Source organism: Polynucleobacter aenigmaticus (genome assembly GCF_002206635.1).
GTDB lineage: Bacteria > Pseudomonadota > Gammaproteobacteria > Burkholderiales > Burkholderiaceae > Polynucleobacter > Polynucleobacter aenigmaticus.
Map to the genome: position 1 here is coordinate 75,795 of NZ_NGUO01000006.1, position 13,763 is coordinate 89,557.

At 46.6% G+C, this 13,763-nt stretch carries 12 protein-coding genes; 11 read left to right on the plus strand and 1 reads right to left on the minus strand.

What is annotated here, in order from left to right; genetic code table 11:
• The first annotated feature begins 39 nt into the window (after positions 1-39).
• From rfaE1 to cysM, 7 genes are all read left to right on the plus strand, one after another.
• Complete coding sequence (rfaE1, locus tag CBI30_RS04220; RefSeq protein WP_088527080.1) at positions 40-969, plus strand: D-glycero-beta-D-manno-heptose-7-phosphate kinase; 930 nt, start codon at positions 40-42, stop codon at positions 967-969.
• Entirely contained in the window at positions 966-1,994 is a 1,029-nt protein-coding gene (rfaD, locus tag CBI30_RS04225; protein ID WP_088527081.1) for an ADP-glyceromanno-heptose 6-epimerase, read from the plus strand. Before rfaE1 ends, rfaD begins: the two co-directional genes overlap by 4 nt.
• Before the next feature lie 112 nt (positions 1,995-2,106).
• Positions 2,107-5,271, plus strand: a complete 3,165-nt coding sequence (locus CBI30_RS04230; protein ID WP_088527082.1) for a CHAT domain-containing protein — start codon at positions 2,107-2,109, stop codon at positions 5,269-5,271.
• A 43-nt stretch (positions 5,272-5,314) separates the two neighbouring features.
• Positions 5,315-5,752: a hypothetical protein gene (locus tag CBI30_RS04235; protein WP_088527083.1), complete on the plus strand. Its 438-nt coding sequence runs from the start codon at positions 5,315-5,317 to the stop codon at positions 5,750-5,752.
• Positions 5,752-6,540: a hypothetical protein gene (locus CBI30_RS04240; RefSeq protein WP_088527084.1), complete on the plus strand. Its 789-nt coding sequence runs from the start codon at positions 5,752-5,754 to the stop codon at positions 6,538-6,540. Before CBI30_RS04235 ends, CBI30_RS04240 begins: the two co-directional genes overlap by 1 nt.
• Positions 6,541-6,684: 144 nt before the next feature.
• Entirely contained in the window at positions 6,685-7,074 is a 390-nt protein-coding gene (locus CBI30_RS04245; protein ID WP_240553494.1) for a ComEA family DNA-binding protein, read from the plus strand.
• A gap of 25 nt (positions 7,075-7,099) precedes the next feature.
• On the plus strand, positions 7,100-8,011 hold the full coding sequence (gene cysM, locus CBI30_RS04250; RefSeq protein ID WP_088527085.1) for a cysteine synthase CysM: 912 nt from the start codon (positions 7,100-7,102) through the stop codon (positions 8,009-8,011).
• 22 nt (positions 8,012-8,033) lie between these two features.
• Here cysM and CBI30_RS04255 read toward each other — a convergent pair whose 3' ends face one another.
• The gene (locus CBI30_RS04255; protein WP_088527086.1) at positions 8,034-9,296 is read right to left on the minus strand and encodes a lytic murein transglycosylase; all 1,263 of its coding nucleotides are present in this window, start codon (positions 9,294-9,296) and stop codon (positions 8,034-8,036) included.
• Positions 9,297-9,379: 83 nt separating this feature from the next.
• Between CBI30_RS04255 and CBI30_RS04260 the strand changes: the two genes are divergently transcribed.
• From CBI30_RS04260 to CBI30_RS04275, 4 genes are read left to right on the plus strand one after another with little or no spacing between them, the layout of a single operon-like run.
• On the plus strand, positions 9,380-10,300 hold the full coding sequence (locus tag CBI30_RS04260) for a histone deacetylase family protein (RefSeq protein ID WP_088527087.1): 921 nt from the start codon (positions 9,380-9,382) through the stop codon (positions 10,298-10,300).
• Between the two features lie 48 nt (positions 10,301-10,348).
• Complete coding sequence (locus CBI30_RS04265) at positions 10,349-12,001, plus strand: acyl-CoA synthetase (protein ID WP_088527088.1); 1,653 nt, start codon at positions 10,349-10,351, stop codon at positions 11,999-12,001.
• Positions 12,002-12,060: 59 nt separating this feature from the next.
• Positions 12,061-12,810, plus strand: coding sequence for an electron transfer flavoprotein subunit beta/FixA family protein (locus tag CBI30_RS04270; protein WP_088527089.1), 750 nt, complete (start codon positions 12,061-12,063; stop codon positions 12,808-12,810).
• Positions 12,811-13,746, plus strand: coding sequence for an electron transfer flavoprotein subunit alpha/FixB family protein (locus tag CBI30_RS04275; RefSeq protein ID WP_088527090.1), 936 nt, complete (start codon positions 12,811-12,813; stop codon positions 13,744-13,746).
• Positions 13,747-13,763: the final 17 nt, after the last annotated feature.

Sequence of the window (13,763 nt, forward strand, 5' to 3'; positions counted from 1 at the left end):
AAAACACATAGAAGAGTTTTTAAGAGAGATTAGTACCCCGTGGAAAAAGCTAACCGAGAACAATTTTCTAAAGCCCGCTTATTAGTAGTGGGCGACGTTATGCTCGATCGCTATTGGTTTGGTGATACCAATCGCATCTCTCCTGAGGCCCCTGTTCCAGTGGTTCAGGTAGGTAAGATTGATGAGCGCCTGGGCGGTGCCGCAAACGTGGCTCGTAACGTAGCGGCCCTCGGTGCAAAAACGACTATCTTGGGTGTGATTGGCGATGACGAAGCAGGTCGCCGCGTCTCTGAGTTGCTTAAATCCAGTGGTGTTGATAGCCAGCTTGAAGTGGATGGCAACGTGCCTACCATTGTGAAATTGCGGGTGATTGCAAGACAGCAGCAATTGATTCGTTTGGACTTTGAAGAGGCTCCCAGTGAGGCAGCCTTGGCGCATAAATTGGAGCGTTATGAAAAGCTCATTGGCGATGCTGACGTCGTGATTTTGTCGGACTATGGCAAAGGCGCATTGGGTCAAGTTGCTTTGATGATTGAGCAGGCTAGAGCCCAAAAGAAAATGATTCTGGTTGACCCTAAGGGCGATGACTACGCTAAATATCGTGGCGCAACTGTACTCACACCAAACCGAAGTGAATTGCGTCAAGTAGTTGGCCAATGGACCAGTGAAGATGATTTAACTAAGAGAGTGCAAGACTTGCGTCGATCCCTAGATCTAGAGGCTTTGCTTTTGACTCGCTCTGAAGAGGGTATGAGTTTGTTTACTGAGGCAGGCGTTAGTCATGTTAAGGCTCAGGCACGCGAAGTATTTGACGTCTCTGGAGCGGGGGATACTGTGATTGGTACGCTCGCGGTGGCATTGGCGGCTAAGTGGCCATTAGAAAGAGCGATGGCTTTGGCTAATCGCGCTGGTGGCATCGTGGTTGGCAAGTTAGGTACTGCCACCGTTACTTCTGAGGAATTGCAATGACGATTATCGTAACGGGCGCCGCTGGATTTATCGGCGCTAATATTGTTCAGGCGCTTAATGCCCGTGGTGAGAAAAATATTATCGCTGTAGATGATTTGCGTCCTGCAGATAAGTATCGAAATCTAGCTGATTTAGACATCATCGACTATCTTGATAAAGATGAGTTTCTAGAGGCATTTAAAAGTGGTCGTTTCGGTAAGGTGCGAGCAGTGTTTCATGAGGGGGCATGCTCCGACACTATGGAAACTGACGGCATCTTTATGATGGCGAATAATTTCCGTTACACCATGGATTTGCTCGATATTTGTACCGAACAAAAAGTACAACTGTTATATGCCTCTTCTGCAGCAACCTACGGTGGCTCAGATGTATTCATTGAGAGTCGTGAGCATGAGAAGCCACTGAATATTTACGGTTACTCGAAGTTCTTATTTGACCAAGTCATGCGTAAGCGCTTTGCTGAAAATGCAAATGCCGCGCAAGTGGTTGGCTTTCGTTATTTCAATGTGTATGGTCCTCGTGAATCACACAAAGGTCGTATGGCTTCAGTAGCCTTTCATCAATACCACCAGTACAAAGCCAGCGGCAAGGTAAAACTCTTTGGCGAATACGGTGGTTATGCTGCAGGCGAGCAAAGTCGTGACTTTGTCTCGGTGGAAGATGTAGTTAAAGTAAATCTCTTTTTCTTGGATCATCCAGAAATTAGCGGCATCTTCAATCTCGGTAGTGGTTGCGCACAACCCTTTAATGATGTTGCCCATGCAGTGGCTAATGCCATGCGCAGTATTGACAAAGCGAATCCTGCTAGCTTAGAAGAATTAGTTAAAGAAAAAGCCATTGAGTACATTCCATTTCCGGATGCGCTCAAAGGGAAGTACCAGTGCTTCACTCAGGCTGATTTAACAAAACTGCGTTCTGCTGGTTATACAGAACCCTTCCTAAATGTAGAGCAGGGCGTCAGTCGTTATATAGCTTGGCTTGAAGCTAATGCGGGTTTCTTGGCAAACCCTCTGGCGGGCAATTAATAAGTTAAAAAACTGATTCCATGGGCTTGCTAGCTCAGCTACCAAGCTTGGAGTGCCATCTGCCTGAGGTTTGTGGGCTACTATATTGCTGATACAAACTAGGATACTTCCTATGCGCAAACTGGTAATTATTTCAACACTATTGCTGTCGTGCAACATTTTATTTGTTGCAAACTATTCCTTTGCGGCTCCAATCAAAGATGAGCTTGATATTGAGAGTATCAAGGCGCCCCCTAGAGATGTAAAAGATATTCTCAGGTTAGTTGAGCAAACAAAACCAGATTTAGCTGTCGTCGAGCGGGCAAAGAAAATAGTCGCCATACCTGCACCAACTAACCAGGACAATGAGGAGCTTAATCATTTTTATAGAAGGCGTTCCGCCGCTTTCGAAGATCTTGGTAATACTAACGAAGCTCTAAAAAGCATGGAAATGGCGGTTAATAAACATCCATCTACTAATCCGAAGTTCCATCTGGAAGATTTAATTGGGCTCAGTGTGCTTGAGAGCTCCATTGGAAACCAGTCCACAGCAATTACCCATATTCAGCGCGCCCAAGCTTACCAGCTTAGTGCGTTACCAAATTCGAGTGGGTATCAAATGACTATGGGCAGATTACTTACTTCTTATTATGCAAATTCTGGAAATTTTGAAGCTGCAAAAAAATCCCTCGAGACATTAGAAAATACTCTCAATAGCCTGAGGAGGGCTCGTGGCTTTACCACCTATGGCTCAATGTGGGAGGCTTCATATGAAAGCGCTCGAGGTATTTATTTTTCAAGTCAGGGGCAGTGGGTTGAGAGTGAACGTTCATTAAGAAAAACACTGCATTTACTTGAGGCGCAGTATGACAAGGTTAAGAATAGTGCCAATAAAATAGACGTTGTGGGGGACGAAACTCGCTCTTCAACGGATTCTTCAAATAACCCCCGTATCTACATTACTCAAATCTCAAATAGAGAGTTAAATTTAGCCAATGTTCTGTTGAGACAGCGAAAATTGATTGACGCTGAGTTCTACGCACGCAAGTCAATAACGCTTTCATTATCAAGTTTTGGCTCCAATTCAATTGAAGTTGGACGTGGTCTTCGAAGCCTTGCTGTTATTGTTAATGAGCAGGGAAGATACCCTGAGGCTGTACTGCTATCTAAAGTAGCGTTGAGTACTGTTAAAGCTGCTGGCGCAACAGGTGCCAACGGTACGCTTGCTTTGGCCCAAAGGTCGCTTGGATCTGCGCTAGTGGCGGATGGAAAATATGCCGAGGCTAATCAGGTTTTTGAAGAGATGGCCACCGCAATTAAAACTGATCCTGAAATGGCAAAAAGCTATCAGTTCGGTGATCTTGATTGGGTTTTGGCGATGCTAAAGACTGGTAAGTCTAGCCAAGCATTTGAAATGTCCAGCGCAATGCTTAAGAGGCTTGAATTATCTTCTGATAAAAATTCACCGCGTCTAGCAATGGTACGAGCATTTGAGGCTGCAAGTTTGCAGACTGAGGGTAAGTGGTCGGAGGCAGATGCATCATATAAATTCTCTATACCCATTTTGATTGATCAAGCTCGCAATGATGCTGAAAATGATACAACCAGTATCAAGCAACAGCAACGCATGACATTCTTACTGGAAAGCTATTTAGCGTTATTAGCCCATGTTTCTAAGAATGATCCATCTCAGGCTCCATTGGCTGCAGCACAAGCTTTCCAAGTAGCCGATATTGCGAGAGGTAGTGGAGTCCAGAGGGCGCTGACGGCAAGTGCCGCTCGAGCAACTATTAAGGATCCTCAATTGGCCAGTCTTGCAAGGCAAGAGCAGGATTTACAAAGAAGAATTAATACGCTATCTGAATTGCTAACAGGACTGCGCTCAGCTTCACCTGACCAGCAATTGCCTGCCGTGCAGGGAAAGTTGCGTGCTGATATTGATGCCTTTCAATCACAGCGTGAGTCACTTAAAAAAGATATTGAGAAAAAATTTCCTGAGTATGCGGAACTGGTAGAGCCTAAGCCGGCTACTATTGAGCGCACCCAACGATTATTGAAGTCTGACGAAGTTTTAGTGTCTTGGTATTTTGCTGAAAACGTCGGCTATGTATGGGCCATTAGTAAGCAAGGTACTCCGCAATTCTCCCAACTGTCTATTGGTCGAAAACAGATGGCAAAAGAGGTGTCTCAGCTACGTAAAGCGCTCGATCCTGGAGTTTCAACAATCGATGAAATTCCTCCATTTGATGTAGCGCTGGCATATAAGCTTTATCAGGAGATTTTGGCACCAGTAGAGTCAGGCTTTAAGGGTAAAAAAGTCATGTTGGTTGTACCCCATGCAGAGCTTGGTCAGTTGCCAATATCACTGCTAGTCACTCAAGCAACAAGTCAGCCTACAAAGGGAGGAGCCGTAGCCTTTGCTGGGTATAAAACAGTGCCATGGCTTACAAGGGAAATTGCAGTGGCTCAAGTTCCTTCAGTTACGGCATTGACTGCATTGAGAAGTCTTCCAGAAGGCAATCCCAATCGAAAGAGTTTTGTTGGATTTGGCGATCCATACTTTAGTGGCTCTCAAGAAAAGAGCGCTCAAAAGACTGGCGCAACTCAGTTGGCTACGCGCGGCATACCCTTGAAGTTAAGAAGTGCACCTAAGACTGCGGGCGTAAGCTCTGCAGAGTTGGCCCTTCTACCGCGTTTACCTGATACTAGTTTAGAAATTGAGGAAATTGCTAAGGTAGTTGGGGCTCAGTCAAGCGATATCTTTTTGCATAAGCAAGCGAGCGTGAAGCAAGTGACAACCATGGATTTGTCTGATCGCAAGGTCATTATGTTTTCAACTCACGGTTTAGTGCCTGGAGAGCTTAATGGTCTAACTCAGCCTGCACTTGCAATGTCCTCCCCCGAGGTGACGGGGGATCAAGATGATGGTTTGCTGACCATGGATAAAGTTATTGCATTGAGATTAGATGCTGATTGGGTAGTTCTATCCGCTTGCAATACTGCTGCGGGAGAAGGTTCGGGGTCCGAGGCAGTATCTGGTTTGGGTAGAGCCTTTTTCTTTGCTGGTGCCAGAGCAATATTGGTTTCTAATTGGCCTGTGGATTCTGTGGCATCAAGACAGCTGATGACGGACCTATTTAAGCGACAACAACAAACTCAAGGGCTTACTAAGTCAGAGGCATTGAAGCAGGCGATGCTCAATCAGATTGACCAAGGCGGTATGAAGGAAGGTGCAACCATGAAATACTCCTATGCACACCCGCTATTCTGGGCGCCATTTGTAGTGGTCGGAGATTGATTTAATATCTACCTATTAGCAATTTCCCTATTTTGGAATCATTATGAAACTGACTCGAATTATATTAGTTGCTAGCTTAATGCTAGCTACATCCGTAGCAAACTCAGCCCAGCTCATTAGCGCAAAAGAAGCCGCCTTACCTGCAGCCTCTGGCACTTTAGCGACGCGTGGAATTTCTCGTGGACCTTCTGTGAAGATGGTTTCGCCTGAGGCTGACACTCCGGTTGCCTCCCCAATTGATTTCAAGGTTAACTTTGAGGCGCGTGGCGAGGGCAAGATTGACCCGAGCTCGGTTAAGGTGGTTTATATGAAATCCCCCTTTGTCGATCTTACCCCTCGTTTAAAGGGTGCAATCTCAGCTCAAGGAATTGATTTTGCGAAAGCGGATGTTCCGCCTGGTGCGCACACTATTCGCGTGACGGTTAAAGATAATGATGGGCGAGAAACAAATTCTGTATTTACTTTGAATGTTATTAAGTAATGAATTGCCCATACTGTCTCTCTGAGGTTTCTGAAGAAGCAACAGTTTGTAAGGTTTGCACCCGGGATCTCTATCTATTCAAGCCAATGATGGCCAAGGTAGCAGAGCTAGAAAGACGCATTGAAGAGATTCCCAATCAAGATGCCTATGAGCATCGCATTGCTGAATTACAGTTATTGCTAGATGAGCAGGCGCAAAAGCACGCAGAGCCAAGGAGTCTTGCTTTATCCCTGTTGGATGTTGTTGTATATATCGGCATCCCCCTTTTGCTCCTATTGGCTGCGCATGGATTAATCACGATTGTTTATGACACCAAGCCTTTGTATTTGAGATTGATTTCAATGGTGCTACCTTTGCCTTTTGGTTACCTCCTATTTAGGGGTGCTCCTCGGAAATTATTTCCTTGGTTTATGGGGGTAGTATTTTTAGCAATTAGCTCTGTCATTGGCATGAGTTGGATGACCACCTTGATAGACGGCTCTCCAATCTGGCCACAGAATGCATTTGAATGGCGTGAGGTTCTGGAGTACTCAGCAAGTATTGCCTTTAGTTTTTTAACTGGGATGCTTTTAGGCGGTGTTGCCTATGCAAGCCAACAGAGGCATTTGCGTACAGCATTGATTAATCCCTTTCTTAAGGCGGTTGTTAGCGGGTTAGGTGAGGGCAGAATTTCCCCAGGCAGTCTTCATGGTGTGATGAAGAGCCTGCAGGAATATGGCGGAACTATTGTTGCGCTCGGAACCACCGCTGTTTCTATCTATACCGGTTTAAAGGGAATCATTGGCTGAGTAGGTATTTACCGATTTGTTTGTCGCCTAAATGATTGGGTCAAAAATCCCCATCTCCATTCGTTATAACTGATCCACCTGCACTCTGTGTTGGTGGATTTTTTATTAACTGATGGAGATCGAATGAATTAATTATTAAAGTACTTGGTATTTTCAGTGTTACTTGCGGTTTCTGGATTGTCAGCTGCCGCTCTGGTTAATGTCAATACCGCCACTCAATCTGAGTTAGAGGGTATTAAGGGCATCGGCCCCTCCAAAGAAAAAACCATTATTGCCGAGCGTTTGGATGGCGGGCATTTTCAAGATGTCAATAATTTGCAAAAGCGGGTGCGTGGCATTGGTATGAAATCTGTGGAAAAGATGGTGGATAACGGTTTAACCATTAAGGCACCCAGTTCTTTTTGTGAGCCACATAACCGCGCCAACAAGGAGGGCGCAGCTCTGGTACACGCGGTTCGCGTGGTCAAAGCAATTCTCGCAATAATCCAGATCGTACGGGGCCAAATCGCCGAAATTAAGCCCTATTATGTCTAGGTCCGCTTATGGCTAAAATGGTTACATGAGCACACCTTCTTACTTAACTATCTCACAGACCGTGGGTAATACACCCCTGGTTCGTCTGCAACGCATTCCTGGCGCTGAAAACGATTCCAAAAATAATCTGATCTTAGGAAAGTTGGAGGGTAATAATCCAGCGGGGTCGGTGAAAGACCGACCTGCGCTATCCATGATTCTGCGAGCGCAAGAGCGTGGCGAAATTAAACCTGGCGACACCCTGATTGAAGCTACCAGCGGCAATACTGGAATCGCCTTGGCAATGACTGCTGCCATGTTGGGCTATAAGATGGTTTTAGTGATGCCTGAAAATCAAAGTATTGAACGCAGGCAAAGTATGGCTGCCTATGGAGCAGAGTTAATTCTGACGGCAGCTTCTGGCGGTATGGAATTTGCGCGTGACTATGCCTTGCAGTTGCAAAAAGAAGGTCGCGGAAGACTACTTGATCAATTTGCCAATCCAGATAACCCTCGTGCTCATATTGAGACCACTGGACCAGAAATCTGGCGCGATACCGATGGGCAGGTAACTCACTTTATTTCAGCGATGGGTACAACGGGAACGATTACTGGAGTCTCCACTTATCTGAAGTCCATGAATCCAGATATTCAGATAATTGGCGCACAACCAGAAGAAGGCTCACAGATCCCTGGTATTCGTAAATGGGCTCCTGAGTATCTACCGAAGATTTATCAGAGCGATAAGGTGGATCGTATTGAGTTCGTGACTCAGGCAGATGCTGAAGAGATGGCCCGTAGACTAGCTGCCGAAGAAGGCATCTTCTGTGGTATCTCGGCAGGTGGCGCCTTAGTGGTTGCTTTGCGAATCGCTCGCCAGGTAGAAAACGCAACGATTGTCTTTATTGTTTGTGACCGTGGTGATCGCTATCTCTCCACTGGAGTTTTTCCAGCTTAAGTAATAACAGGGCTGGAGCCATTTACGTCTGCTTCAACTTTTTCTTGTTAGCAGCTTTCTTGGGCTTGGCTTTTACTGGCTCGGTTGACTTTACTTCTTTGGTGCTGACTTTGGCTGGCACCACGCTTTGGTTTTTATATCCCAGAGCTTCTGCAAACTCGGCAACACTTTGTGCGTAAAAGTAGCTGCGGTTGTATTGCACAATCGTTAGGAAGTTATTGAGACCCACTACATAGCGCACTTGATCACTGCCATCCTTATCGGGGTAGGGAAGGTCAACGATGAGTGCTTTGCTTTGGAGTTCAACGCCACCCGCCTGTAGATCGCCTTGATCTTTGGTCAAAATACCTTTTCCAATGAGATCTTGGATTGTGTATTTCAGTTGAGGTTCACCATCAGCAAGTGCTCTTGCTTCACCGACTGCCCCCTCTTGTACTGGGAAGTAAATCGGCATACCCGGTTGCCAGCCATGCTGACGCATAAAGTTAGCCACGCTGGAAATGGCATCTTTAGGGCTTTGCCTGAGGTCGATGCGACCATCACCATCCCCATCAATTGCAAAGCTACGAATGCTGCTTGGCATGAATTGGGGTAATCCAATGGCGCCTGCATAGGAGCTATTTTGATTAAGGCAGCTATTAAAGCGGGAAGAGCTCAAGTCCTGATTGCTATTTTTTGCTGGTAGGGTTCCACCGGCCTCTGACCAGCACAGGAGAATTAACTCCTGCAGCTGATCCTTAAAGAGCTGTTCGCGACTCGCTTTGTTGGGGGTATCTGGGTAGCTAAAGGCGAGGGTTGAGAGCACATCTTTCACCCGAAAGCTCCCAGTTTGGCGCCCATATATGGTCTCAATGCCAATAATGGCCACAATCACCTCAGCTGGGACTCCGGATTCCTGTTCAACCTTGCTTAAAAATGCCTGGTTTTGATCCCAAAAGGCCTTACCTGCTTTGAGTCGAATTGGCTCAATAAATCGTTTGCGATAAGCCACCCAATTCTTCTTAAAGCTGCCCGATGGGGGTAACACTAATTTTCGAATGGATGGAATTGTTCTAGCATCTACAAAGCCCGTCTCAAGGGTTGAGAAAGGTATGCCTTGGGTTTGGGCAACTTGGGTAAGTAATTGCTGGAGGTTTTGGCTAAAACGCGCTTCCGTGGCAGTTTCCTCAGACTGGTTTACGATAGCCTGTGTAGGGGTAGATTGTTGAGTGGGTGCGCTGGAACAGGCGCCCAGTAGTAGCGTTGCGAGTAGTGTTGAAGTAAGGCAGGAGACGCGAAAATTCATAAATAAGAAAATGGGTTTTTGAACAGTTGGTAGGTTTTATTAAATTATAAAAATAATAGTTTTGTTATTGAGGATTTCTAGTAATGACAACAGGATACATAACTCATCCAGATTTTCTAAAACATGAGATGGGTAGCCATCATCCCGAGTGCCCAGAACGCATTCAAGCAATCAATGATCAGTTAATCAGAAGTGGCATTGACCGTTTTCTGCACCATCTAGATGCACCGTTGGCAACTGAAGAGCAATTGGAATTGGTTCACACACCAGATCATATTGCCTTTGTTAAAGAACGCTCACCAGCTAGCGGTTATTTCATGCTCGATGGCGACACCATTATGAACCCCCACACTTGGAGCGCTGCTCTGCGTGCAGCAGGTGCTGCCATTGCCGGAGTAGATGCGGTCATGAAGGGTGAAGTAGAGAATGTATTTTGTGCGATTCGTCCACCAGGGCATCATGCTGAGCCAAACCGCTCTATGGGTTTTTGTGTCTTTGATAACGTAGCCGTAGCCGCACGTTATGCAATAGAAACCTACGGTATTGAGCGTGTGGCTATTGTTGATTTTGATGTGCATCACGGTAATGGGACTGAGGCTGCGTTCTTCAATGACCCCAATGTACTGATGTGTAGTTTCTTTCAGCATCCCTTTTATCCGTATAGTGGATTGGATGGGGCAAAGAATATGGTGAATGTTCCGCTTCCTGCATCAACCCGCGGGGACGTGGTGCGCTCCATAGTTGAAGAGCAGTGGCTACCACGTTTGCGGGATTTTGAGCCAGAACTTATCATCATCTCCGCAGGATTTGATGCACATCGAGAAGATGACTTGGGGCAAATGGGCTTAGTTGAAGATGACTATGCCTGGATCACCAAGAAGCTAAAAGAAGTTGCCAATCAGTATGCTCATAACCGTATCGTTAGCTGCCTAGAGGGTGGTTATAACCTTTCCGCTTTAGGTCGCAGTGTTGTGGCGCATGTCAAAGCACTGGCTGATATTTAAGTGCCATTAGAAGTCCAGATTTAAAAAATACCATTATTCAAGGAACGCATGGCTAATATTTTTGAGCAGGGTTTAGATCGTAACCCGGCGAACTTCACTCCGATTACTCCGCTATTGTTCCTTGAACGATCAGCCGAAGTTTATCCAGAGCGCTTGGCTATTGTTCACGGCAATTTTCGTCAGACTTGGAGTCAGACCTATGAGCGCTGCCGCCGTTTGGCGAGTGCATTGCAAAAACATGGCATTGGGCTTGGTGATACGGTAGCTGTGATGTTGCCAAATACGCCGCCGATGGTTGAAGCACATTTTGGTATACCGATGGCTGGGGCAGTACTCAATGCCTTGAATACCCGTCTAGATCCAGAGTCGATCGCATTCATGTTGAACCATGGAGAGGCCAAAGTTGTCATCGTAGATCCAGAGTTTTCTGGGGTGATGAAAAAAGCGTTGGAGATTGCCAAGAAGGAAGGTGGTCGTGAGTTCTTAGTGATTGATGTCGAGGAAAAAGAGTTTGATGTGCCCGGCGAAAAGCTCGGCAAGTTGACTTATGAAAAGCTCTTGGCCGAAGGCGACCCACAGTTTGCTTGGCAAGTCCCAGCGGATGAGTGGCAAGCGATTTGTTTGAACTACACCTCAGGTACTACTGGCAATCCAAAGGGGGTGGTTTACCACCATCGTGGCGCGGCGATTAATGCGGTATCGAATATTTTGGATTGGGATATCAATAAGCATCCGATATACCTTTGGACGCTTCCTATGTTTCATTGCAATGGCTGGTGCTTCCCTTGGACAGTGGCAGCGCGTGCTGGTGTTAACGTCTGCTTGCGTCGAGTCGATGCACAACACATTTTTGCTGCAATTAAAGATCATGGTGTTACGCATTACTGCGCTGCTCCAATCGTGCATAACTTATTGGTCAATGCCCCTGATGAATTAAAAGAGGGCGTTCCTGTTGGCGTGAAAGGCTTGATCGCAGGCGCCGCTCCTCCAGCATCGATTATCGAGGGTATGGAAAAGCTAGGCTTTGATTTAACGCACGTCTATGGTTTGACGGAGGTCTACGGACCTGCAGCAGTCTGTGTAAAGCAGGATGAATGGAATGACCTTGATATTGGCGAGAGGGCTCGCCTCAATGCGCGTCAAGGTGTGCGCTATCACATGCAGCAGGCGATTGCCGTTCTTGACCCCGAAACTCTTGAGCCTGTTCCGGCTGATGGCGAGACCATGGGTGAAATTATGTTTAAGGGCAATATCGCTATGAAGGGCTATCTCAAGAATGAGAAAGCAACCCTAGAGGCATTTGAGGGTGGCTGGTTCCATTCAGGCGATTTAGCCGTGATGAATCCTGATGGTTATGTGAAGATGAAGGATCGCAGTAAGGACATCATCATTTCTGGCGGCGAAAATATTTCCTCTGTGGAGGTGGAAGATGTCCTCTATCGCCACCCAGCGGTGATCGCAGCCGCAGTCGTTGCTAAACCTGACCCCAAGTGGGGCGAGACACCCTGTGCCTTCCTAGAAATCAAGCCAGGCATGGAGGTCACGCCAGCCGATATCATTGCCCATTGCAAGCAGCATCTCGCTGGATTTAAGGTGCCTAGGGCGATTGTGTTCTGCGAGCTTCCAAAGACTTCTACTGGCAAGATTCAGAAGTTTGAACTGCGTAAGCAGGCTGGTTCGGCTTCAGCAATCGACGTCTAGGTCTAAATTGCGCTAGGCGGATAAAATAGAAAAGTTACTCAAAAAATAGAGAATCAAGAATGAAAATCTTAGTAGCGGTAAAGCGCGTCGTTGATTACAACGTCAAAATCCGAGTGAAGTCAGATAACACTGGCGTTGATCTGGCAAACGTCAAAATGAGTATGAACCCTTTTGATGAAATTGCCGTAGAAGAGGCGGTTCGCTTAAAAGAGGCCGGAGTTGCGACTGAGGTCGTTGTTGTTTCTGCTGGCCCGACTCAATGCCAAGAAACCCTCCGTACAGCCTTAGCCATTGGAGCAGATCGCGCCATCTTGGTAGAGTCCGATGCTGAGTTACAGCCTTTGGCAGTAGCAAAAATTCTGAAAGCACTTTGTGAAAAAGAGCAGGCACAGATTGTGATTTTGGGCAAACAAGCGATTGATGACGATAGCAATCAAACTGGTCAGATGCTAGCTAGTTTGATGGATATTCCACAGGCTACTTTTGCTTCTAAGGTGGTGGTATCGGATGGCAAAGCCAATGTCACTCGTGAGGTGGATGGTGGCTTAGAGACGATCGCCATTACTTTGCCAGCAGTGATTACAACTGACTTGCGTTTGAATGAGCCGCGTTATGTGACTTTGCCAAACATCATGAAGGCCAAGAAGAAAACCCTTGAGCTTCTGAAGCCTGAAGATCTCGGCGTTGATATTGCCCCACGTCTCAAAACTCTTAAAGTAGAAGAGCCACCCAAACGCTCTGCTGGTGTGATGGTGGCCGATGTGGCGGCTTTGGTAGAAAAACTTAAAAATGAAGCGAAGGTGATTTAAATGGCCGCACTTGTTATTGCTGAACACGATAATCAATCTTTAAAGCTTGCTACGCTCAATGCGGTAGCTGCTGCTCTGCAGTGCTCTCCAGAGGTAGATGTGCTGGTAGCTGGTAGTGGTGCCGATGCCGTTGTTGCTGCAGCAAGTCAAATTGCTGGCGTACGCAAAGTGATTCAGATAGATGCCCCAAGCTTGGCAGATCAGCTGGCTGAACCTTTAGCCGCCCAAATCCTCTCCATTGCTAGTGGTTATAGCCATGTATTAGCCCCGGCAACTGCAAATGGTAAGAATGTACTTCCACGTGTTGCGGCTAAGTTAGACGTAGCCCAGTTATCTGACATTACCAAGGTAATTAGTGTGGATACTTTTGAGCGCCCTATATATGCGGGCAATGCTATTGCGACTGTCCAGTCAAGCGATCCTATCAAAGTTATTACCGTTCGTACAACTGGGTTTGATCCAGTTGCCGCTACTGGTGGTGCTGCTGTCATTGAAAAATCCGCAGCTGCCGATAGCGCAGGCAAATCTGCCTTCGTAGGTCGCGAGCTGACCAAATCAGATCGCCCAGAATTAACTGCTGCAAAAATTATTGTGTCCGGTGGACGTGGTTTAGGTTCTGGCGAAAAGTACCAAGAGCTTATCGCCCCATTGGCTGATAAGCTGGGTGCCGCTCTAGGCGCTTCGCGTGCTGCAGTGGATGCAGGGTATGTTCCAAACGACTATCAGGTTGGTCAAACCGGCAAGATTGTTGCCCCACAACTTTATGTAGCAGTTGGTATCTCTGGTGCGATTCAGCATTTAGCGGGTATGAAAGACTCTAAAGTGATCGTGGCGATCAATAAAGATCCAGAAGCTCCGATTTTTAGTGTTGCTGATTACGGCTTAGTGGCCGACTTAAACACTGCCGTTCCTGAGTTAATTAATTTACTTCCTTAAGCACTTGATTACCACTT